This is a genomic window from Streptomyces fungicidicus (assembly GCF_003665435.1).
GTDB classification, from domain to species: domain Bacteria; phylum Actinomycetota; class Actinomycetes; order Streptomycetales; family Streptomycetaceae; genus Streptomyces; species Streptomyces fungicidicus.
This window is the reverse complement of sequence record NZ_CP023407.1, coordinates 1,062,686-1,083,005: the sequence shown is the minus strand read 5'-3', so window position 1 is coordinate 1,083,005 and position 20,320 is coordinate 1,062,686. Positions and strand designations below refer to the sequence as shown.

The window sequence follows — 20,320 nt, the reverse complement described above, 5'->3', positions numbered from 1 at the left end:
TCAGGCGCTCCGGGTGGCGATCATTCCCAAGGTGATCAGTCCCAGGACGACCCAGCCGAACCACAGCCAGCCGTTGCTGCCGAGCGCCACCGTGTAGGCCGTCACGGCGATCAGCGCGCCGACGGTGAGCACTCCCATGGTCTTCGTCGACGTGGATCCGTTCGTGGTACCGGGCATCGCAACACCCTCCTCATTCGGCTCCCTCCATGGTGCCCCCGTTCTGCCTCCTTACGGTGCGCACGACGACATGAATGCCCGATTTCCAGGGTCCCGCGCCGGTCCACGACCCGCTTCGCCGACCGACGGGTCGAATCCGTAGTCACGCGGCGGTACCTCGCGCGCACACGCCGCGTCCGACCGGGTGCGCGCCTCGGCGAGCGTGACGTCCTCACCCAGCCGGGTGAAACCGAGCACCCACGTGCGGGCGACCGCCCCGGCCGCCCGGTGCGCGGCGGCGGTGGAAGAAGGCGGATTCAGTTTCCGCGTGCGTGCAGTGAGGCGAGATAGGCGTTGTACGCCTCGAGTTCCTTGTCGCCGTCCCGGTCGGCGGCGCGGTCCTTGCGCTTGGCCTGCCGCTGGTCCGAGGCGTACCACTGGAACAGCAGGGCGAGCAGCACCAGTACGGAGGGAACCTCGCTGAACGCCCAGGCGATGCCGCCGGCCGCGTTCTGGTCGGACAGCGCCTCGATGCCGAGCGAGGCGGGCGGATTCTCGAACGACGTGACCATCGGGGTCGACGCCATCATCAGCGCGATGCCGAAGAACGCGTGGAACGGCATGCCGGCGAACAGTTCCAGCATCCGCATCAGATACCCCGGCCGGTGCGGGCCCGGGTCCACGCCCATGATCGGCCAGAAGAAGACCAGGCCGACGGCGAGGAAGTGCACCATCATCGCGACGTGCCCGGTGCTGGAGCCCATCAGGAAGTCGAACAGCGGGGTGAAGTAGAGGCCGTACAGGCTCGCGATGAACATGGGGATGGTGAACACCGGGTGGGTGACGACCCGCATGTAGCGGCTGTGCAGCAGCATCAGCAGCAGCTCGCGCGGCCCCTTGCGGCCCCGCCCGGCGGGCGGCAGCGCGCGCAGGGCGAGGGTGATCGGGGCGCCGAGCAGGATCAGGATGGGCGACACCATACTGATCATCATGTGCTGCACCATGTGCACGCTGAACATGACCATGCCGTAGTCGTTCAGCCTGGTGCACATCATGAGGCCGATGCTCAGCACCCCGGCGACGTACGCGACGGTCCGCCCCACCGGCCACTTGTCCCCGCGCCGTACCAGACGGACCACGCCCCAGCCGTACAGGGCCAGTCCGAGCAGGCAGGCGACGAGGAAGAAGGGATCCGCCGACCAGCCGAGCCCCCGCCCCAGCGTGAACGGCGGCAGATCCATGGTCATGCCGTGCCCGCTGTGATCCATCCGACGGCTCCAGTTTCGTGCAGGTTGTACGCGATCTGTCCGCACTCAGAGTACGACCGACCCCGGCCACTCCTGTGACCGGGGTCGGGGAACACTCGCGGGTACAAACCGCACTGAACCGGGCCCTCAGCGGCGCCGCGGGCTCACAGCACGCACTCGGCCTCCGTGTACCGGGACTCCGGTACCGTCTTCAGCGTCTCCACCGCCTCCGCGAGGGAGACCATCACGATGTCGGTCCCGCGCAGCGCGGTCATCCGCCCGAACTCCCCGCGGTGCACCGCCTCCACCGCGTGCCACCCGAACCGCGTGGCCAGCACCCGGTCGTACGCCGTGGGCGTCCCGCCCCGCTGCACGTGCCCGAGGATCACCGGCCGCGCCTCCTTGCCGAGCCGCGCCTCCAGTTCGAGGGAGAGCTGCCGGGCGATCCCGGCGAACCGCTCGTGGCCGTAGACGTCCTTGCCGCCCTCGTCGAAGTCCATGGTCCCGGCCTTGGGCTTGGCCCCCTCCGCCGCGACCACGATGGCGAACCGCTTGCCGGCGGAGAACCGCTCGCCGACCTTCGCGGTCAGCTCGTCGATGTCGAAGGGCCGTTCGGGCACGACCACGGCGTGCGCGCCGGCCGCCATGCCGGAGTGCAGCGCGATCCAGCCCGTGTGACGGCCCATGACCTCGACGATCAGCACCCGCTGGTGCGACTCGGCGGTGGTCTTCAGCCGGTCCAGCGCCTCGGTCGCCACGCCGACGGCCGTGTCGAAGCCGAAGGTGACGTCGGTGACGGCGATGTCGTTGTCGATGGTCTTCGGCACACCGACTATCGGCAGGCCGTTGTCCGACAGCAGCCGGGCCGCCTTCAGCGTGCCCTCACCGCCGATCGGGATGATCGCGTCGAGGCCGAGCTCCTGGACGTGGCCCTTGGCCCGCTCCACACCGTCGCGCAGGTGCTCGGGGCGTACCCGGGAGGAGCCGAGGATGGTGCCGCCGCGGGCCAGGATGCCGCTCACCGCGTCGAGGTCGAGTTTGAGGTAGTCGCACTCCAGGAGGCCCTTCCAGCCGTCCCGGAAACCGATGACCTCGTCGCCGTGGTCGACGACGGCGCGGTGCACGACGGACCGGATGACGGCGTTCAGGCCGGGGCAGTCGCCGCCGGACGTGAGGACACCAATGCGCATAGCCCGAAACAACCTTCTCGATGTGGGCCGGGACCGGACCGCGCTGTCCGGCTCGATCTCCGCCACCCTAGCGGCTCCGGGGGGCCCGGACGCACCTCGCGTCCGCCTGCTGGACGACCCCGCTCACCTGTGCGGAGCAGGCGTCAGACGGGCCGCTCGGGCCCGTCCGACGCCCGGGTGTCCCCGGGTCCGCGGACACCGGTCCGCGGACCGGTCAGGCGGGCTGCTGCGCGGCGGCGATGCGCTCGTTGCGCAGTGCCTCGTACCAGCGGTCGTCGGTCGGCGGCAGCGCGTTGACGTCGAGCGCCAGCTTCAGCAGCAGGTCCGCGATCTGCGGGTTGCGGGCCAGCACCGGACCGTGCATGTAGGTGCCGAACACGGTCTCGTTGAACGCGCCCTCCGTGCCGTCCCCGGTGCCGTTGCCGTTGCCGAAGCGCACCTGGGCGAGCGGGCGGGCCGTGGGGCCCAGGTGGGTGACGCCCTGGTGGTTCTCGAACCCGGTCAGCGGGGGCAGCCCCAGCTGCGGGTTGACGTCCCCCAGCACGTCGCCCACGCACCGGGCGCCCTCACCGCGCACCGAGACCACGTCGAGCAGGCCCAGGCCCGGCTCGCGCTGGCCGAGGTCGTTGATGAACTCGTGGCCCAGGATCTGGTAGCCGGCGCACACCGAGAAGACGATCGCGCCGTTCTCCACCGCGCGGTGCAGACCGCCGTCGCGCCTCAGCCGCTCGGCGGCCAGCCGCTGCGGACGGTCCTCGCCGCCGCCGATCAGGTAGATGTCGCCGGAGGTCGGGATCGGCTGGTCGCTGCGCACGTCGAGCCGCGCCACGTCCAGGCCGCGCTGCCGGGCCCGGCGCTCCACGACGAGGGCGTTGCCCTGGTCGCCGTACGTGCTGAGCAGGTCCGGGTAGATCCAGACGACCCGCAGCTGGTTGTCGCTCACTTCAAGTCCCCTGAGGTGTCGTGGTCAGTTGCCGACGCGGCGGCGCAGATCCTGGAACGCGGTGTAGTTGGCGATGACCTCGATCCGGCCGGGCGGGCACAGCTGCACCGCCTGGTCGAGGTTCTCGCAGACCTGGAACTGCTGGTTGGCGACCTCCAGACGCACCGCGAGGTCCAGCTTCCGGTCGCCGACGACGCAGATCGGGTGGCCGGTCAGCCGCGTGTAGTCGACGTCCCACAGCCAGGAGGTGTCGGTGCCGTCGGCGCCGCGCGCGTTCACCGAGAGGATCACCGGGGTCGGCGGCGGGTCGATCAGCGAGAACGTCTCCAGCCAGCCCGCCGGGTTCTTGGCGAGCAGCAGCCGCAGATCACGGCCCTCGAACTGGACCACGTCGTAGCGGCCGGCCACGGCCTGCACCTGGTACATGCGCTCCAGGGCGACCTGCGGCGGCACCCCGAACACGGCGGCGACGGCCGCGGAGGACGCGGCGTTGGCCTTGTTGGCGCGGCCCGGCAGCTGGAGGTGGATCGGCCAGGCGGAGCCGTGCGGGTCGAGGACGTGGTCGCCGGAGAGCGCCCAGCTCGGGGTCGGCCGGCGGAAGCCGCACTCGCCGCAGAACCAGTCGTCGCCCGGACGCTGCATCACACCGCCGCAGGACGGGCAGGACCAGGCGTCGTCCTTCCACATCTGTCCCGCGGCGACCCAGATCACGTTGGGGGAGGACGACGCGGCCCACACCACCAGCGGGTCGTCGGCGTTGGCGACGATGACGGCCTTGGAGCCGGCCAGCCCCTCGCGCCAGTTCTCCGCCAGCATCCGGGTCTCGGCGGCGCGGTCGAGCTGGTCGCGGGAGAGGTTGAGCAGGGCGATGCACTTGGGGTCGGTGTCCCGGGCGACGCCCGCCAGGTACTTCTCGTCGACCTCTATGACGCCGAACTTGGCCTCCGAGCCGCCTGCCAGTGCCGAGGTGATGCCGGCCGGCATGTTGGCGCCGAGCGCGTTGGACACGACCGGCCCGGCGGCACGCAGCGCCTCGGCGATGAGCCGGGTGGTGGTGGTCTTGCCGTTGGTCGCCGAGACCAGGACGCAGTCCAGGTTCTGCGCGAGCCGGGCGAGGAGATCGGGGTCGAGTTTGAGTGCCACCCGGCCACCGATCACCGAACCGCTGCCGCGCCCGGCGGCGCGGGATGCCGCCGCGACCGCCTTGCCCGCGGTCACGGCCAGCTTGGCCCGCGGCGTGAGCGGGTCCGAGTTGCCTGCCATCAGTTCTCGATCCTCCTTGCGTACGCGCCGCGTCTGTGCCTGACGGCCACGTGGTGAGACCTCAGCCTATCGAGATCCGTTCGCACTCCAGAACCGCGGCACCACCGTGAGACGGGCGTTGCTGGAAAGGACCGTACTCTGACCGGCATGCGACAAGGCTCCCTGCCCGGCGTCCACGGACGTGTGCGGCCCCTCACCCTGCTCGGCGACCCGGTGCTGCACGCGCCCTGCCGGGAGGTCACCGACTTCGGTCCGGAACTCGCCCGGCTGGTGGACGACTTGTTCGCCACGATGTACGAGGCGCGGGGCGTGGGCCTGGCCGCCAACCAGGTCGGCGAGCCGCTCAGGGTGTTCGTCTACGACTGCCCCGACGACGAGGACGTCCGGCACCTGGGCCATGTGGTGAACCCGAGGCCGGTCGTGACGGACGGGGTGGTGGTGCGCGGCCCGGAGGGCTGTCTGTCGCTGCCCGGCCTGGAGGCGGGGACGGAGCGTTACGACCACGCGGTGGTCGAGGGCTTCACGGTGACCGGCGAGCCGGTCACCGTCCACGGCACCGGATTCTTCGCCCGGTGTTTGCAGCACGAGTGCGACCACCTGGACGGCCGGATCTACGCCGACCGCCTGACGGGGTGGCGGCACCGCAGGCTCATGCGGCAGGCGGACCGGGCTTCCTGGAACCGGCGGGGCTGAGGGTCCCGGCGAGCGGGCCGCGGAGGCGGCCGGGCCGAACGGCTCAGAACCCCGGGCCGCCGACCTTGTCCCCGGCGGCCGCGAGACGCCCCCACAGCAGGTCGGCCAGGCTGCCCACCAGTTCGGCGCGTGAGCAGGGGCGTTCGCCGAGCCACCAGTCACCGGCGGCGTGCATCATGCCGACGATGCCGTGTCCCCAGACCCGGGCCAGCTGCTGGCTGCCAGGACCGAGCTCCAGCCGCTCCCCGATCACCTGGGCCAGCTCCTCGCCCATCCGGCGCAGCAGCGGCGCGGAGTGCTTGCCGACGTCGAAGCCCTGGTCGCTCTGGGTCTCCTCCGCGGGGTGCATCAGGAACCGGTACACCTGGGGCCGTGCCTCGATGGCCGAGAGATAGGTGTCCAGCGTCGCCTCGACCCGCTCGCGCCGGTCCGCCGGGGCGTCCAGCGCGGCCCGCAGCGAGTCCAGCAGAGCGTCGGTGTGCCGCTTGGCCAGGGCGGCGTAGAGTCCTCCCTTGTCACCGAAGTGCCGGTAGAGGATCGGCTTGGTGATGCCGGCCTCGGCGGCGATCGCGTTCATCGAGGCTCCGGGGCCGTCGCGCAGCACCACCCGGTCGGCGGCCTCCAGCAGCTCGCGCCGGCGGCGGTCGGCGGATCGCTGCTGATCGGTCCGCTGTGTGGTGTCCATGAGCTCTCCCCACCCGTGCTGATTCTGTGACGCCTGCGCAAACTAACACTGAAGGCGCGGGAGCCCTCGAACGGGATGCCGACCGGTCCTGGGAGGTTGACTTTTCCTACCCACCGGTAACAGACTCGGTGTTACCGCAAGTAACATGCACGTGTGCTGCCGCTGGAGGGGTCATGGCCGAGTTCACCATGGAGCTCAACGACGAACAGAAGGAGGTCCGGGACTGGCTGCACGGCTTCGCCGCCGACGTGATCCGCCCTGCGGCCGCCGAATGGGACGAGCGTGAGGAGACTCCCTGGCCGGTCATCCAGGAGGCCGCCAAGGTCGGCATCTACTCCCTGGACTTCTACGCCCAGCAGTACTTCGACGCAAGCGGTCTCGGCATCCCGATGGCCATGGAGGAGCTCTTCTGGGGTGACGCGGGCATCGCCCTGTCGATCGTCGGCACCGGCCTCGCCGCCGTCGGGGTCCTCGCCAACGGCACCGAGGAGCAGATCGGCACCTGGATCCCCCAGATGTACGGCGACGCCAACGACGTCAAGGTCGCCGCGTTCTGCTCCTCCGAGCCCGACGCCGGCTCCGACGTGGCCTCGATGCGCACCCGCGCGGTGTACGACGAGGCCAAGGACGAGTGGGTGATCAACGGCACCAAGACCTGGGCGACCAACGGCGGCATCGCCAACGTCCACGTCGTGGTCGCGGTCGTCGACCCCGAGCTCGGCTCCAAGGGCCACGCCTCCTTCATCATCCCGCCGGGCACCCCCGGCTGCTCGCAGGGCCAGAAGTTCAAGAAGCACGGCATCCGCGCCTCGCACACCGCCGAGGTCGTCCTCGACGGCGTGCGCGTCCCCGGCTCCTGCCTGCTCGGCGGCAAGGAGAAGCTGGACGAGCGCCTCGCCCGCGCCCGCGAGAAGGCCAAGCAGGGCGGGGAGCGCGTCAAGAACGCCGCCATGGCCACCTTCGAGGCCTCCCGTCCGGCCGTCGGCGCCATGGCGGTGGGCACGGCCCGCGCGGCCTACGAGGTCGCCCTCGACTACGCCACCACGCGCCAGCAGTTCGGCCGCCCGATCATCGACAACCAGGGCGTCGCCTTCCAGCTCGCCGACATGCGCACCCAGATCGACGCCGCCCGTCTGCTGGTGTGGCGCGCGTCCTGGATGGCGGTCAACGGCAAGCCGTTCACGGCCGCCGAGGGCTCGATGTCCAAGCTCTTCGCCAGCGAGACCGCCAAGAAGGTCACCGCCCAGGCCATACAGATCCTCGGCGGCAACGGCTACACCCGGGAGTACCCGGTGGAGCGCATGCACCGGGACGCCGCGATCTACACCATCTTCGAGGGCACCAGCGAGATCCAGCGCCTGGTGATCGCCCGCACCCTGTCGGGCATGCCGATCCGCTGAGGCCGCTCGGCCATGTGAACGACCCGGCGGTGCGGGCGGCGCCGCCGGGTTACCTCCGCCCCCCTCCCGGGGAACGCTCGGGTATGAGCGACGCGACGGAGGACGCGATGACACGCACGGCCCGGGAACTGCTGGAGACGGCCACCGGGGAACTCGCCCCGGACCCGCGGTCCAATCCGCTGGTCCCCCTGATCGCCCGGGGCGAGGCGGACCGCGCCGTGCTGGCCGCACTCGCCCTGGAACAGAGCTGGGTGATCCCGGCGGACCGCCGCGCCTTCCTCCATCTGGCGGACCGTGCCGGGCCGGAGCCGGCCGCGTACTTCACCGCCCTGGCCGAGGGCGAGAAACTGGCGGCGCGGCACCTGGCGGTCTTCGGCGCGGCGTGCGGCGTGGACCGGGCGCGTACGGACGCGTACACCCCGCTGCCGGGCTGCCAGTCCTATCCCGCGTACGTGGCCTGGCTGGCCCTCAACGCCGAACCGCCCGACGCGGTCCTGGCCCTGACGGTGAACTTCTCGGCCTGGGGCGGCTACTGCGCGACGATCGCGAAGGCCCTGCGCGCCCACTACGGCTTCGGCGACGAGGCCTGCGCCTTCTTCGACTTCTTCGCGGAACCGTCCCCTGACCTGGACCGCATGGCCACTGAGGCAATCCAGACGGCCCTGGAGGAGGGCCGCCTGAACCAGAACCGCGCCCACCGGTACGCCCGCCTGCTCCAGGCGTACGAGGCGATGTTCTGGACGGCGTTGGTGTAGCACACCCGAAGGGGCGCGGGGAACTGCGCGGCCAACCACAGACGACCCGCACCCGGCGACGGAACACTGCGCCCTACGGCGTACCACTGCTGTGGGCGATGCACGCGACGTCGATCCGGTCCGCGAGCTTCGCGAGTTCGATCGTCAGTGCCGCGACCGTGTCCTCGTCGAGTCCGTCCTCCCCCGCCTCGACAAGGCGGACCCACCGCCCGCCCACCGTACGCAGCAGCTTGCTGACATCGCTGGCGGCAACCTGCAGGGTCCCGCGGTCGTCGACGATCAGAGGCAGAGTCACTTCGCGGTTCACAGTCGGGATCGTAGCCGCGCGGACATCACGCACCCTGCCAAACCGTGGTGATGTTGCAGAACTCCCGGATTCCGTGCCCGGACAGCTCACGCCCGTACCCGGACCGCTTGATCCCGCCGAACGGGAAGGCCGGATGGGACGCCGTCATCCCGTTCACGTACACACTGCCGGCCTCCAGGTCCCTCACGAACCGATCGACCTCCGCCTCGTCGCGGGTCCAGACGTTGGAACTCAGCCCGAAACCGGTGTCGTTGGCGATCAGGACCGCCTCGTCGACGTCCGCGGCGCGGTACAGCGTGGCGACCGGACCGAAGGCCTCCTCCCGGTGGATGCGCATCTCCCGGTCGATGCCGGCCAGCACGGTCGGCGGGTAGAACCAGCCCGGCCCGTCGGGGCGCTCGCCGCCGCACAGCACGGTGGCGCCCGCGCGCACGGCGTCGTCGACCAGTTCCTCCAGGTCGCTGCGGCCCCTCTCGGTGGAGAGCGGGCCGACGTCCGTCTCCTCGTCCATCGGGTCGCCGACCTTCAGCGCCCTCATGCCCGCGGTGAAGCGCTCGGTGAAGGCGTCGTAGACGTCCGTGTGCACGATGAACCGCTTGGCGGCGATGCAGGACTGCCCCGTGTTCTGCGTCCGCGCGGTGACCGCCACCTCGGCGGCCCGGTCCAGGTCGGCGGAGGGCATCACCACATACGGGTCGCTGCCGCCCAGCTCCAGCACCGTCTTCTTGATCATCTCCCCGGCGGTGGCGGCGACCGCGCGGCCCGCGGGCTCGCTCCCGGTGAGGGTGGCCGCCTTCACCCGCTCGTCCCGCAGGATCTCGTCGACCGCGGCCGAGCCGATGAGCAGGGTCTGGAAGCAGCCCTCCGTGAAGCCCGCGCGGTGGAATAGGTCCTCCAGGTACAGGGCGGTCTGCGGCACGTTCGAGGAGTGCTTCAGCAGTCCCACGTTGCCCGCCATCAGCGCGGGCGCGGCGAACCGCACCACCTGCCACAGCGGGAAGTTCCACGGCATCACCGCGAGCACCGGGCCGAGCGGCCGGTAGCGCACCAGGACCCGGGAGGCGCCGGAGTCCTTCACGTCGGCGGCGTCCGGTTCCTCGTCCGCGAGGAGTTCCGCCGCGTGATCGGCGTACCAGTGCATCGCCTTGGCGCACTTCGCGGCCTCCGCGCGGGCCTGCTTCACCGGCTTGCCCATCTCGGTGGTGATCACCCGGCCGATGGCCTCCTGGTCCTCGTCGAGGATCTCGGCGGCCCGGTGCATCAGGCGGGCCCGCTCCTCGAAGGACGTCGTCCGGTACGTCCGGAACGTGGCCTCCGCGAGCTGGAGCCGGTGCCCGATCTCCTCCTCGTCCATCGGGTGGTACGTCTTGACCGTCTCGCCGTTCGCCGGATTCACCGTGGCGATGTGCATCGCTGACCTCCCTGGGGACGCGCCGTGCCTTTTGACCTTCCCGCGCGGCGGTGGGCGGCGCAACGCGGGAGGGCTCCTCAGAGCGAGTGCTCCGCCAGGCGGTCGAGAAACGCGGTCTGCGCGCGGACGATCACCTCGCGGGCCCGCTCCAGGGGTAACCACGCCACCCGGTCCAGCTCCGGGAACTCGCGCGTCCGCCCCGACTTCGGCGGCCACTCCATCTCGAACGTGCCCGGCACGACCGACGCCGGGTCGAGGTCGGCCTCCACCGCCCAGACCGTGACGGTCTTGCCACCCGCCTGGCGGACCTCCCCGAGCGGTACGGCCTCCCCGTCCGGCGGCGGCAGGCCCAGCTCCTCCCGGAACTCGCGGCGCGCCGCGTCCCAGGCCGGTTCGGCGGCGCCGTACTCGCCCTTCGGCACGGTCCACGCCCCGCTGTCCCGGCGGCTGAAGAACGGACCGCCCATATGACCGAGCAGCACCTCGAGGCCCTGACCGGTGTGCCGGAACAACAGCAGTCCGGCGCTCCGGGCCGCCGTCACGGCCGTACCCGGGGGTGCGCGGCGAGCAGGGCCTCGACCGAGTCCGCCTCCTCGGGGCGCTTGTCCTCGCGGTAGCGGATCACCCGGGCGAAGCGGAGGGTGACGCCGGCCGGGTAGCGGGTGGAGCGCTGGAGGCCGTCGTACGCGATCTCGACGACGAGTTCGGGGCGCACCGTCACGACGTGGGAACCCTCCTCGACCGCCAGCTCCCGCAGCCGCTCGGTCTGCCAGGTCAGCAGGGCGTCGGTCATGCCCTTGAAGGTCTTGCCGAGCATGGCGAAGCCGCCGTCCGCGGTGCGGGCGCCGAGATGCAGATTGGACAGCTTCCCGGTGCGGCGGCCGTGGCCCCACTCGGCGGCCAGCACCACCAGGTCCAGCGTGTGGACGGGCTTGACCTTCAGCCAGGAGGCGCCGCGCCGGCCCGCGCTGTAGGCGGCGTCCACGCCCTTGACCACGACGCCCTCGTGGCCGCGTTCCAGCGTCGCGGCGAGGAACTCCTCCGCCGTGCCCAGGTCCCCGGGGCCCGACACGAGGGTGCGCCGCACCCGCAGGGGCTCCGGCACCAGCCGGGCCAGTTCCGCGTGCCGCTCGGTGAACGGCAGGTCCAGCAGATCGCGGCCGTCGACGGCGAGCGCGTCGAAGAACACGGGGGAGACGGGGACCTCCAGGGCGGCCCTCGCCACGTCGGCCCGCGAGCCGACCCGCCCTGCGGTCTCCTGGAACGAGCGGGGGCGGCCCGCCTCGTCGAAGGAGATGACCTCCCCGTCCAGGATGAACCGCTCGCCGCGCAACTCCCGGGCCGCCGCCGTCACTTCCGGCAGCCGGTCGGTGATGTCGTCGAGGGTGCGGGTGTGCACCCGCACGGTGTCCCCGTCGCGGTGCACCTGGACCCGGATGCCGTCGAGCTTCTCCTCGACCGCGCACGCCCCCAGCTTCTCCACCGCCTCCGCCACCGAGGAGGCGCTGTGCGCCAGCATCGGCAGCACCGGGCGGCCGACGGTGAGCCGGAACCGCTCCAGCGCCCCCGGCCCGTCCGCCAGCAGTGCCCCGGCCACCGTCTGCAGCGACCCCGCGAGCATCACGGCCCGCCGTACGTCCGCCGCCGGCGCGCCCGTCGCCCGCGCCAGCCCCTCCACCGCGACCGCTTCCAGGGCGCCCTGCCGTACCTCCCCGGTGAGCAGTCCGACCAGGAAGCGCTGCTCGCTCTCGGTGGACGCGCCCAGCAGCCCGCCGACCAGCCGGGCACGCTCGGCCTGCGACCCCGCACCCGACACCCCGGCCAGCTCGGTGAGCAGCGCGTCCACCTCCCGCACCGTCAGGGAAGGCTCGGCGGCGGGGGCGACCGGGCGGCTCAGCACCTTCCAGCCCACGCCGATCCGGCCCTGCGGCAGCCGGCCCGCCAGGTACGGGATGACGACCGGCACGTCGTCCGCCTCCGCCTCCCGGAACAGCTCGGCGAGCAGGGCGATCTTCCGGGACCGCGCCGAGGCGGCGGCCACCTCCTGGGACACACGGGCCAGCCGGGACAGCAGCATGCAGCCATGGTGCTACGGAGGCGGGCGCTCCACACCCGGGCGCCCGGCGGCTATCCGGTCACCGCGGCGTCCAGGTCGCTCATCAGCAGGTCCCCGACGATCGCGGCCGCCGCCCGGTAGCCGCCGCTCGCCGCGTGCACCACCTGCTCGGCGAAGCCGATCGCGTTGCCCGCCGCCCAGACCCCGGGCACCGTGGTCAGCCCGGTCGGGTCGACGACCGGGTACGCGCCGAACGGGGTCTCGGTCAGCTCGGCGCCCAGCCGCTCCAGCAGGCCCGTCCGGGGCACCGGGCGCGGGGCGACGAACAGCACCGAGCGGGTGTGGGCGGTGCCGTCGGCGAGACGTACCCCGGTGAGCCGGTCGTCCTCGATCTCCAGGGCCGCGACCTCACCGGGCACCACGCCGACCCCCGCGGCCGCCAGCCGGCGCAGGTCCTCCTCGGACAGCTCCTCCTCGGCGACCCGGTGCAGGAACAGGGTGACGTCCTTGGACCACTGGGAGACCATCAGCGCCTGGTGCACGCTCATCGCGCTCGACGCGAGCACGCCGAACGGCTGGTCGCGCACCTCCCAGCCGTGGCAGAACGGGCAGTGCAGCACGTCCCGCCCGAACCGCTCGGCGACCCCGGGGACCGCCGGCAATTCGTCCCTCAGCCCCGTCGCGACGACCAGCCGGCGGGCGCGCACGGTCCGTCCCGCGTCGAGCGCGACGGTGAAGTCCCCGTCCCGGGTGACGTCCGTGACCCGGTCCCGGACGAGCCGCACGCCGTAGCGCGCGATCTCCTCCCGGCCGAGCGCCAGGAACTCGGCCGGCGCCATCCCGTCCCGGGTCAGGTACCCCTGCATGTGGGACGAGGGCGCGTTGCGCGGCTCGCCCGCGTCGACGACGAGGGTGCGCTGCCGGGCCCGGCCGAGCACCAGCGCGGCGGACAGGCCGGCCGCCCCGCCGCCGACGACGACCACGTCGTACGTCTCTTCTCCGAAAGTCTCGTTCATCTTGACCACCTCCATCACGACAGTCGCCCGGAGGCTGCCGTATTGACAAACAACTTTGCCGATCCTGCAATACCGGTATGACTACCGACGATGTTCTCGCGGAAGTGGGCCCCCGGCTGCGGAGGATCAGGAAGGAGCGGGAGGTGACCCTCGCGGCGCTGTCCGAGGCGACCGGCATCTCCGTGAGTACCCTCTCCCGGCTGGAGTCCGGCCTGCGCAAACCCAGTCTGGAACTGCTGCTGCCGATCGCGCAGGCCCACCAGGTGCCGCTGGACGAGCTGGTCGGCGCGCCGCCGGTCGGCGATCCGCGCATCCGGGCCTCCGAGCCGATCCGCCGCCACGGCCGCACCCACTGGCCGCTCACCCGCCAGCCCGGCGGCCTCCAGGCGTACAAGGTGCTGGAACCGAAGCGGAAGCTGGAGCCCGAGCCGCGCACCCATGAGGGCTACGAGTGGGTGTACGTGCTGTCCGGGAAGCTGCGGCTGGTGCTCGGCGAGCACGATGTGGTGCTGGCGGCGGGGGAGGCGGCCGAGTTCGACACGCGCGTGCCGCACTGGTTCGGGTCGACGGGGGAGGGGCCGGTGGAGTTCCTCAGCCTGTTCGGTCCGCAGGGGGAGCGGATGCACGTGCGGGCGCGGCCCAGGCGGGCGTGACGGACGAGACGGTTCCCTCACGGGCAAGCGACCGCTTAGTATGCGGTGGACCCGGTCAGGCGAACACGACGTTCACAGCCCCGTGGAGGCCCCGCATGCAGGCATGGCAAGTGCACGAGCTCGGCGAGCCGGGCGAGGTGATGCGCCTGACGGAGGCGGCGCGGCCGGTACCCGCCGACGGGCAGGTCCTGCTGAAGGTGCGCGCCGCGAACATCAACTTCCCGGACGCGCTGATGTGCCGCGGCCAGTACCAGGTCAGGCCGCCGCTCCCGTTCACCCCGGGCGTGGAGATCTGCGGCGAGACCGAGGACGGGCGCCGCGTGATCGCCAACCCCGCGCTGCCGTACGGCGGTTTCGCCGAGTACGCCGTCGCGGACGCCGCCGCCCTGCTTCCCGCGCCGGAGGCGCTGGACGACGCCGCGGCCGCGGCCCTGCACATCGGCTACCAGACAGGCTGGTTCGGCCTGCACCGCCGGGCCGGTCTGGAGGCCGGGGAGACCCTGCTGGTTCATGCCGCCGCCGGAGGCGTCGGCAGCGCGGCCGTGCAGCTCGGCAAGGCGGCCGGCGCCACCGTCATCGGCGTCGTCGGCGGCGCCGCGAAGGCGTCCGTCGCCCGCGAACTGGGCTGCGACGTGGTGATCGACCGGCGCGAACAGGACGTCGTGGCCGCCGTCAAGGAGGCCACCGGCGGCCGGGGCGCCGACGTGATCTACGACCCGGTCGGCGGCCAGGCCTACGCACAGTCCGCCAAGGCCGTCGCCTTCGAGGGACGGATCGTCGTCGTCGGCTTCGCGAGCGGGTCCATCCCGAGCCCCGCCCTGAACCACGCGCTCGTGAAGAACTACGCGATCCTCGGCCTGCACTGGGGCCTCTACAACACCAGGAACCCGAAGCTGGTCCAGCACTGCCACGAGCGGCTCACCGAACTCGCCGCGCGCGGCGCGATCAAGCCGCTGGTGAGCGAGCGTGTGCCGCTCGCCGGGGCCGCCGACGCCGTGCAGCGGGTCGTGGACGGCGTCACCACCGGACGCGTCGCCGTGCTGCCCTCGCCGGAGAACGGAGCCGCCGCATGACCGACGCCACCGAAATGCGCCGCCGCACCCAGGAGCTGCTGGCCGCCCGGCCGCCCGCCGGCACGGAGCGCCTGGACTTCCTGCGCGCCCGCTTCGACGCCGGACTCGCCTGGGTGCACTTCCCCGAGGGGCTCGGCGGGCTCGGCGCCCCGCGCTCCCTGCAGGCCGTCGTGGACGCCGAACTGGCCGCCGCGGGGGCACCCGACAACGACCCGCGCCGCATCGGGATCGGCCTGGGCATGGCCGCGCCGACGATCCTCCAGTACGGCACGGAGGAGCAGAAGCGGCGCTTCCTGCGGCCCCTGTGGACCGGCGAGGAGGTCTGGTGCCAGCTCTTCAGCGAGCCGGGCGCCGGATCGGACCTGGCCGCGCTCGGCACCCGCGCCGTCCGCGAAGGCGACGACTGGGTGGTCGACGGGCAGAAGGTGTGGACGTCCAGCGCCCACCTCGCCCGCTGGGCCATCCTCATCGCCCGCACCGACCCGGAGGTCCCCAAGCACCGGGGCATCACCTACTTCGTCTGCGACATGACCGATCCCGGGGTCGAGGTGCGGCCGCTGCGCCAGATCACCGGCGAGGCCGAGTTCAACGAGGTGTTCCTCACCGGAGTCCGCATCCCCGACTCCCGCCGCTTCGGCGAGGTCGGCGACGGCTGGCGGGTAGCGCAGACCACCCTGAACAACGAGCGCGTCGCCATCGGCGGCATGCGGCTGCCCCGCGAGGGCGGCATGATCGGCCCGGTCGCGAAGACCTGGCGCGAGCGCCCCGCACTGCGCACCCACGACCTGCACCAGCGGCTGCTCAAGCTCTGGGTCGAGGCCGAGGTGGCCCGGCTCACCGGCGAACGTTTGCGCCAGCAGCTCGTCGCGGGACAGCCCGGCCCCGAGGGCGCCGGCATGAAGCTGGCCTTCGCCCGGCTCAACCAGGAGATCAGCGGCCTCGAGGTGGAACTCCGCGGCGAGGAGGGCCTGCTGTACGACGACTGGACCATGCGTCGCCCCGAACTGGTCGACTTCACCGGCCGCGACGCCGGCTACCGCTACCTCCGCTCCAAGGGCAACAGCATCGAGGGCGGGACCAGCGAAGTCCTGCTGAACATCGTCGCCGAGCGCGTCCTGGGCCTGCCCGCCGAGCCGCGCACCGACAAGGACGTCGCATGGAAGGACCTGGCCCGATGAGCACCCAGCCGGACCTGCTGTACTCGGAGGAGGAAGAGGCGCTGCGCGCCGCCGTCCGGGACCTGCTCACCGACCACTGCGACGCCGCGGGCGTGATCGCCCGCTCCGAGTCCGACGCCCCGCACGACCTGTCCCTGTGGAAGGCGCTCGCCGACGGCATGGGCCTGGCCGGGCTGCTGGTGCCCGAGGACAGGGGCGGCCAGGGCGCAACCCATCGCGAAGCCGCCGTCGTACTCGAGGAGTTGGGCCGCGCGGTCGCTCCCGTGCCCTATCTGACGAGTGCGGTGATCGCCACCGAGGCGCTGCTGGCCTGCCGGGACGGCGGCGACCTGCTCGCCGGGCTGGCGTCCGGGCGTGAGATCGGCGCCCTCGCCGTCGGCCTGCACACCGCCCCCGGCGCCGCGTACGCCACCGTGCGGGCGGAGGGCGGCGTGCTGCACGGGGAGCTGTCCGGCATCGCGGACGCCGCCGTCGCCGGTCTCCTGCTGGTGCCGGCCGACGACGGCGGGCTGTACGCCGTGGAGGCCGGCGCGGTCACCGTCACCCCCCAGGTGTCCCTGGACCTGACCCGTCCGGTGGCCCGGGTGGCCCTGGACGGCGCGCCGGGGCGCAGGCTGGGCGACGCCGGAACCGCCGTGCGCAGGGCCCTGCGGACCGGGGCCGGACTGCTCGCCTCGGAGCAACTCGGCTCCGCCGAATGGTCGTTGACGGAGACCGTCCGCTACCTGAAGGACCGCAAGCAGTTCAACCGCCCCGTCGGCGGCTTCCAGGCCCTCAAGCACCGGCTCGCCCAGCTGTGGCTGGACGCCGTCGGCCTCCGCGCCGCCGCCCGCAACGCCGCCGACGCGCTCGCCACCGGGGAGGACACCGACGTGGCGGTGGCCGTCGCCCAGGCCTGTGCCGCGCCCGTCGCGGTCCGGGCCGCCGAGGAGGCACTGCAACTGCACGGCGGCATCGGCATGACCTGGGAGCACCCGGTCCACCTCCACCTCAAGCGCGCCAAGGCGAACTCCATCGCCCTCGGCACGGCGGGCGCCCACCGCGAGGCGCTGGCCGAGCTGGTCGACCTGCGCGCACCCTGAGCGGCCGGACCACGGAGGAAGCCCGCCCCACCGGGGCGGGCTTCCTCGCGCGCCCTGCTCCGGTGAGGTGAACGCCCGACGGCGGATCAGCCAACTCCCCGCACGCCCCTGCTCCTTGGCCCCCACGGACCTCATACTCACTGACGTCCCGTACGGCATCTCCAGGGAGGCAGCGCATGGCCCTCACCACCCGTCGCAGAGCCCTCACCACCCTCGGCGCCGCCCTTGCCGGTTCCGTCGCCCTCCCCGCGACCCAGGCGCTGGCCGGCGAACGCAGGCACCGCCCGAGCCCGTTGTGGCGCGCCCACGCCCACAACGACTACGAGCACCCCCGTCCCCTCCTCGACGCCCTCGACCACCGCTTCGGCAGCGTCGAGGCCGACATCTACCTCGTCGGCGGCCAACTCCTGGTGGCCCACGACCCCGAGGACCTCGACCCCTCCCGCACCCTCGAGTCCCTCTACCTCGGCCCGCTCGCCGCGCGGGTCCGCGCCCACCACGGCTCCGTGTACCGCGGACACCGCCGGCCGCTCCAGCTGCTGATCGACATCAAGACGGAGGGCGTCTCCACCTACCTGGAACTCGACCGCCAACTGGGCCGATACCGAAGCCTGTTCACCACCTACGCGCACGGCAGGGTGCTGCCGGGTCCGGTCACCGCCGTGGTCTCGGGCGACCGCGCGGCCCGTGCGCCCATGGAGGCCCAGCGGGTGCGCCGCGCCTTCTACGACGGCCGGCTCACCGACCTCGGAAGCACGGCCCCGGCCTCCTTCGTCCCGCTCCTCAGCGACAACTGGACCCTCCACTTCACCTGGCGGGGCGTCGGGGCCTTCCCCGACGCCGAACGCCGGAAACTGCGCGGCATCGTGGATACCGCCCACGCGCGCGGGCAGCGGGTGCGGTTCTGGGCCACCCCCGACCTGCCGGGGCCCGACCGCGACGCGCTCTGGGGCGAACTGGTGACGGCCGGCGTCGACCACCTCAACACCGACGACCTGGCGGGACTCGCGTCCTTCCTCGACGCCCACCGGAGGGCGTGACACCACACGTTCGGAGGACAGGTCAGCCGCCCGGACGAACCCTCCGCTACGCCACACTTGCGGCCGAACGCCGCGAAACGGATGTGGCGGAGGAGGTTGACGATGGCCATTTCCATCTCTGTGGTGCTGCTGCTCTCGGTCCTTGCGGTGATCTTCCTGCGCAACGGCGGGCTGAAGATCTCCCACGCGCTGGTCTGTCTGCTGCTCGGCTTCTACCTGGCCAGCACCAGCATCGCGCCCACGATCCACAGCGGCCTCACGGCGACCGCCGACATCGTCGGCAGTCTGCGGCCGTGAGGCCACCGCGCGCGGCGCGGTTCAGCGGTCGGCCACCGCGTCCCGCGGCAGCACCGTGACGCGGTGGAAGTTGCACCCCGCCGCGGCGGGCGCCGCGGACGGGGGCCGGTTCTGATGGGCCTTGAGCGCCACGCTCACGAGGCTCAGCAGCAGGTCCGCGTCCGTGGCGCAGTCCAGATGGACCGTCACCCAGCACGAGCCCGGGACGAGCTGTATGGCGCTCGACCCGCCCAGGTCGTAGTGGAAGCGCTGGATGGCGCGTTGGGTGAGGTGGAGGTCCACGTCCCGGGCGGAGTGGAAGTGGACGATCTCGTCACGGGCGGTACGGAGCGCCTGCCCCGTGCCGCAGCCCGCCGGACAGGCCGTGAGATCGGGCCACGTGAGCAGTCGCTCCATGGCTCGCTGCGCCGGTGTCATGCCCCCATCGTTGCCTGCTCAACGTCCAGCCACCAGAAGTTGGGCGATTCGTAATCGAGTGGTGAGGTGGTGAAGCCGCCGGGAACCCCGGCCGGGCGCCACCCGCCCGGCTCCCGCGGCCCGCCGGGTCAGGCCCGCTCGGCCACCGCCGCGGGATCGTCCAGGACCCCGCGCACCACCGAGTGCGCCGCGCCCAGCAGCGGGCCTTCGGGGCCCAGCGGCGACACGGACACGGGGCAGGGCGGTCCCGCGGTGCGGCGGGCCAGTTCGGAGCGGAGCGCCGGAAGCAGCCAGGGCGCGAGCCCGGACAGGGCTCCGCCCAGCACCACGCTCTCGGGGTCCAGCAGATTGACCGCCCCGGTCAGCGCGATCCCGAGGGCCGTACCCGCGTCCTCCAGGGCGCGTCGTACGCGTGCGTCGCCCTGCTCGGCGCGGCCCGCGAGGAGGCCGACGCGGTCCTCGCCCGGCTCCAGTCCGGCCGCGCGCAGCACCGCTTCCTCGCCGGCGTACTGCTCCAGACAGCCCCGGCCGCCGCAGGCGCACTCGGGGCCGTCGGGCCACACCGGTACATGGCCCAGCTCGCCCGCGAAGCCACGGTTGCCGTGCAGCAGCCGGCCGTCCACGACGACCGCGGCGCCGATGCCGATCTCGGCGGACACATGGAGGAAGTCGCGCGGGGTGTCCTCCCCGAGCCACAGTTCGGCGAGGGCGCCGAAGTTGGCCTCGTTGGCCACGGTGAGCGGCAGACCGGGCAGCAGCTCGCCCAGGTCGGTGTCGTGCCAGCCGAGGTTCGGGGCGCGTACGACGGTCCGGGCGTCGCGCGCGACCAGGCCGGGCACGGCGACGGCGAGCCCCGCCGGCCACAGGCCCTCGGCCTCCGCCTCGGCGACGACCCGTTCGGTCATCGCGGTGAGCTGCGCGAGTACCGGCCCGGCGGAGCGGCCCCGGTTGGCGACGTGCCGCACCGCCCGCGACCGTACCCGTCCGCGCAGATCGACCGCGCAGACCGCGAGATGGTCGACGCCGACCTCGGCGCCGATCCCCGCCGGGCCGCTCCCGCTGACGGCGAGCGCCGAGCCGGGCCGGCCCACCCGCCCGGGCCGCTCGGGGCCCAGTTCCTCCAGGAGGCCGGAGCGGATGAGCTCGTCGACCAGGGTGGACACCGCGGCGCGGGTCAGACCGATGCGCGAGGCGATCGCCGCCCGGGACAGCGGCCCCTCGGCGCTGACGGCGTGCATCACCCGGGAGAGGTTGCGGCGGCGCATGCCCTGCTGGGTGTCGGGCAGCGCGCGTCCCGGACCGGCCGGGCGTGCCTTGTGCAGCGGTGCGCTCATTCCTCCGTCGTTCCTCGGTCTCCGCGGTCGTCCTGGTGCCGTCCGCCGGCTCGGTGCCGGCGGTCCGTGCCTGCCGTGCCCGGGCGGCGGACGCCGCCGGCGTCCCCTGCCCGGGCCGTCCCGC

Annotated in this window: 22 protein-coding genes; 9 read left to right on the top strand and 13 right to left on the bottom strand. The window is 72.7% G+C overall.

Going from position 1 to position 20,320, the window contains the following annotated elements; translation table 11 throughout:
* From CNQ36_RS04765 to CNQ36_RS04740, 5 genes are all read right to left on the bottom strand, one after another.
* Positions 1-177 carry a membrane protein gene (locus CNQ36_RS04765; RefSeq protein WP_004934578.1) on the bottom strand — a complete coding sequence of 59 codons (177 nt, stop codon included), beginning with the start codon at positions 175-177 and terminating at the stop codon, positions 1-3.
* A gap of 296 nt (positions 178-473) precedes the next feature.
* Positions 474-1,424: a cytochrome c oxidase assembly protein gene (locus CNQ36_RS04755; protein WP_004934581.1), complete on the bottom strand. Its 951-nt coding sequence runs from the start codon at positions 1,422-1,424 to the stop codon at positions 474-476.
* Positions 1,425-1,567: 143 nt separating this feature from the next.
* Entirely contained in the window at positions 1,568-2,593 is a 1,026-nt protein-coding gene (locus tag CNQ36_RS04750) for a 6-phosphofructokinase (RefSeq protein WP_004934584.1), read from the bottom strand.
* A 214-nt stretch (positions 2,594-2,807) separates the two neighbouring features.
* Entirely contained in the window at positions 2,808-3,536 is a 729-nt protein-coding gene (locus tag CNQ36_RS04745) for a type 1 glutamine amidotransferase (RefSeq protein ID WP_004934589.1), read from the bottom strand.
* Between the two features lie 24 nt (positions 3,537-3,560).
* Positions 3,561-4,799 (bottom strand): Mur ligase family protein, encoded by a 1,239-nt coding sequence (locus CNQ36_RS04740; RefSeq protein ID WP_004934590.1) that lies wholly within the window; start codon positions 4,797-4,799, stop codon positions 3,561-3,563.
* A 147-nt stretch (positions 4,800-4,946) separates the two neighbouring features.
* Here CNQ36_RS04740 and def point away from each other — a divergent pair, with 147 nt between their 5' ends.
* Positions 4,947-5,492: a peptide deformylase gene (gene def, locus CNQ36_RS04735; protein WP_040907773.1), complete on the top strand. Its 546-nt coding sequence runs from the start codon at positions 4,947-4,949 to the stop codon at positions 5,490-5,492.
* A gap of 43 nt (positions 5,493-5,535) precedes the next feature.
* Here the strand turns inward: def and CNQ36_RS04730 are convergent, their stop codons facing one another.
* Positions 5,536-6,177: a TetR/AcrR family transcriptional regulator gene (locus CNQ36_RS04730; protein WP_004934596.1), complete on the bottom strand. Its 642-nt coding sequence runs from the start codon at positions 6,175-6,177 to the stop codon at positions 5,536-5,538.
* Between the two features lie 173 nt (positions 6,178-6,350).
* On the opposite strand from CNQ36_RS04730, the gene CNQ36_RS04725 reads away from it, so the two are divergent.
* Both CNQ36_RS04725 and CNQ36_RS04720 read left to right on the top strand, forming a co-directional pair.
* Positions 6,351-7,577, top strand: a complete 1,227-nt coding sequence (locus CNQ36_RS04725) for an acyl-CoA dehydrogenase family protein (RefSeq protein ID WP_121545050.1) — start codon at positions 6,351-6,353, stop codon at positions 7,575-7,577.
* 83 nt (positions 7,578-7,660) lie between these two features.
* Positions 7,661-8,332, top strand: a complete 672-nt coding sequence (locus tag CNQ36_RS04720; protein WP_121545049.1) for a transcriptional regulator — start codon at positions 7,661-7,663, stop codon at positions 8,330-8,332.
* 73 nt (positions 8,333-8,405) lie between these two features.
* Here the strand turns inward: CNQ36_RS04720 and CNQ36_RS04715 are convergent, their stop codons facing one another.
* From CNQ36_RS04715 to CNQ36_RS04695, 5 genes are all read right to left on the bottom strand, one after another.
* A complete protein-coding gene (locus CNQ36_RS04715) occupies positions 8,406-8,639 on the bottom strand; it encodes a DUF6213 family protein (protein ID WP_121545048.1) in 234 nt (77 codons plus the stop codon).
* Between the two features lie 25 nt (positions 8,640-8,664).
* The gene (locus CNQ36_RS04710; RefSeq protein ID WP_121545047.1) at positions 8,665-10,050 is read right to left on the bottom strand and encodes an NADP-dependent succinic semialdehyde dehydrogenase; all 1,386 of its coding nucleotides are present in this window, start codon (positions 10,048-10,050) and stop codon (positions 8,665-8,667) included.
* 77 nt (positions 10,051-10,127) lie between these two features.
* The gene (locus CNQ36_RS04705; protein ID WP_121545046.1) at positions 10,128-10,592 is read right to left on the bottom strand and encodes an NUDIX hydrolase; all 465 of its coding nucleotides are present in this window, start codon (positions 10,590-10,592) and stop codon (positions 10,128-10,130) included.
* The gene (locus CNQ36_RS04700) at positions 10,589-12,127 is read right to left on the bottom strand and encodes an ATP-dependent DNA ligase (protein ID WP_121545045.1); all 1,539 of its coding nucleotides are present in this window, start codon (positions 12,125-12,127) and stop codon (positions 10,589-10,591) included. The genes CNQ36_RS04705 and CNQ36_RS04700 overlap by 4 nt, the downstream gene beginning before the upstream one ends.
* Positions 12,128-12,177: 50 nt before the next feature.
* Entirely contained in the window at positions 12,178-13,137 is a 960-nt protein-coding gene (locus tag CNQ36_RS04695; protein WP_050782558.1) for an NAD(P)/FAD-dependent oxidoreductase, read from the bottom strand.
* Between the two features lie 62 nt (positions 13,138-13,199).
* On the opposite strand from CNQ36_RS04695, the gene CNQ36_RS04690 reads away from it, so the two are divergent.
* The 6 genes from CNQ36_RS04690 to CNQ36_RS04665 all read left to right on the top strand — a co-directional run bounded on the left by CNQ36_RS04690 (position 13,200) and on the right by CNQ36_RS04665 (position 18,445).
* Complete coding sequence (locus tag CNQ36_RS04690) at positions 13,200-13,775, top strand: helix-turn-helix domain-containing protein (RefSeq protein ID WP_121545044.1); 576 nt, start codon at positions 13,200-13,202, stop codon at positions 13,773-13,775.
* A 95-nt stretch (positions 13,776-13,870) separates the two neighbouring features.
* Positions 13,871-14,848 (top strand): NADPH:quinone oxidoreductase family protein, encoded by a 978-nt coding sequence (locus tag CNQ36_RS04685; protein ID WP_121545043.1) that lies wholly within the window; start codon positions 13,871-13,873, stop codon positions 14,846-14,848.
* The gene (locus tag CNQ36_RS04680) at positions 14,845-16,026 is read left to right on the top strand and encodes an acyl-CoA dehydrogenase family protein (RefSeq protein WP_121545042.1); all 1,182 of its coding nucleotides are present in this window, start codon (positions 14,845-14,847) and stop codon (positions 16,024-16,026) included. Before CNQ36_RS04685 ends, CNQ36_RS04680 begins: the two co-directional genes overlap by 4 nt.
* A complete protein-coding gene (locus CNQ36_RS04675) occupies positions 16,023-17,108 on the top strand; it encodes an acyl-CoA dehydrogenase family protein (RefSeq protein WP_121545041.1) in 1,086 nt (361 codons plus the stop codon). Before CNQ36_RS04680 ends, CNQ36_RS04675 begins: the two co-directional genes overlap by 4 nt.
* A 176-nt stretch (positions 17,109-17,284) precedes the next feature.
* Positions 17,285-18,148: a phosphatidylinositol-specific phospholipase C/glycerophosphodiester phosphodiesterase family protein gene (locus tag CNQ36_RS04670; RefSeq protein ID WP_121545040.1), complete on the top strand. Its 864-nt coding sequence runs from the start codon at positions 17,285-17,287 to the stop codon at positions 18,146-18,148.
* 102 nt (positions 18,149-18,250) lie between these two features.
* Positions 18,251-18,445: a hypothetical protein gene (locus CNQ36_RS04665; protein ID WP_004934647.1), complete on the top strand. Its 195-nt coding sequence runs from the start codon at positions 18,251-18,253 to the stop codon at positions 18,443-18,445.
* 21 nt (positions 18,446-18,466) lie between these two features.
* On the opposite strand, the gene CNQ36_RS04660 is transcribed toward CNQ36_RS04665, so the two are convergent.
* Positions 18,467-18,862, bottom strand: coding sequence for a luciferase domain-containing protein (locus CNQ36_RS04660; RefSeq protein WP_121545039.1), 396 nt, complete (start codon positions 18,860-18,862; stop codon positions 18,467-18,469).
* 128 nt (positions 18,863-18,990) lie between these two features.
* On the bottom strand, positions 18,991-20,196 hold the full coding sequence (locus tag CNQ36_RS04655) for an ROK family transcriptional regulator (protein ID WP_121545038.1): 1,206 nt from the start codon (positions 20,194-20,196) through the stop codon (positions 18,991-18,993).
* Positions 20,197-20,320: the final 124 nt, after the last annotated feature.

Coding starts and splice junctions, on each gene's coding strand:
- CNQ36_RS04765 (WP_004934578.1), bottom strand. CDS start 177: ATGCCCGGTACCACGAACGGATCCACGTCGACGAAGACCATGGGAGTG.
- CNQ36_RS04755 (WP_004934581.1), bottom strand. CDS start 1,424: ATGGATCACAGCGGGCACGGCATGACCATGGATCTGCCGCCGTTCACG.
- CNQ36_RS04750 (WP_004934584.1), bottom strand. CDS start 2,593: ATGCGCATTGGTGTCCTCACGTCCGGCGGCGACTGCCCCGGCCTGAAC.
- CNQ36_RS04740 (WP_004934590.1), bottom strand. CDS start 4,799: ATGGCAGGCAACTCGGACCCGCTCACGCCGCGGGCCAAGCTGGCCGTG.
- def (WP_040907773.1), top strand. CDS start 4,947: ATGCGACAAGGCTCCCTGCCCGGCGTCCACGGACGTGTGCGGCCCCTC.
- CNQ36_RS04730 (WP_004934596.1), bottom strand. CDS start 6,177: ATGGACACCACACAGCGGACCGATCAGCAGCGATCCGCCGACCGCCGC.
- CNQ36_RS04725 (WP_121545050.1), top strand. CDS start 6,351: ATGGCCGAGTTCACCATGGAGCTCAACGACGAACAGAAGGAGGTCCGG.
- CNQ36_RS04720 (WP_121545049.1), top strand. CDS start 7,661: ATGAGCGACGCGACGGAGGACGCGATGACACGCACGGCCCGGGAACTG.
- CNQ36_RS04710 (WP_121545047.1), bottom strand. CDS start 10,050: ATGCACATCGCCACGGTGAATCCGGCGAACGGCGAGACGGTCAAGACG.
- CNQ36_RS04700 (WP_121545045.1), bottom strand. CDS start 12,127: ATGCTGCTGTCCCGGCTGGCCCGTGTGTCCCAGGAGGTGGCCGCCGCC.
- CNQ36_RS04695 (WP_050782558.1), bottom strand. CDS start 13,137: ATGGAGGTGGTCAAGATGAACGAGACTTTCGGAGAAGAGACGTACGAC.
- CNQ36_RS04690 (WP_121545044.1), top strand. CDS start 13,200: ATGACTACCGACGATGTTCTCGCGGAAGTGGGCCCCCGGCTGCGGAGG.
- CNQ36_RS04685 (WP_121545043.1), top strand. CDS start 13,871: ATGCAGGCATGGCAAGTGCACGAGCTCGGCGAGCCGGGCGAGGTGATG.
- CNQ36_RS04680 (WP_121545042.1), top strand. CDS start 14,845: ATGACCGACGCCACCGAAATGCGCCGCCGCACCCAGGAGCTGCTGGCC.
- CNQ36_RS04675 (WP_121545041.1), top strand. CDS start 16,023: ATGAGCACCCAGCCGGACCTGCTGTACTCGGAGGAGGAAGAGGCGCTG.
- CNQ36_RS04670 (WP_121545040.1), top strand. CDS start 17,285: ATGGCCCTCACCACCCGTCGCAGAGCCCTCACCACCCTCGGCGCCGCC.
- CNQ36_RS04665 (WP_004934647.1), top strand. CDS start 18,251: ATGGCCATTTCCATCTCTGTGGTGCTGCTGCTCTCGGTCCTTGCGGTG.
- CNQ36_RS04660 (WP_121545039.1), bottom strand. CDS start 18,862: ATGACACCGGCGCAGCGAGCCATGGAGCGACTGCTCACGTGGCCCGAT.
- CNQ36_RS04655 (WP_121545038.1), bottom strand. CDS start 20,196: ATGAGCGCACCGCTGCACAAGGCACGCCCGGCCGGTCCGGGACGCGCG.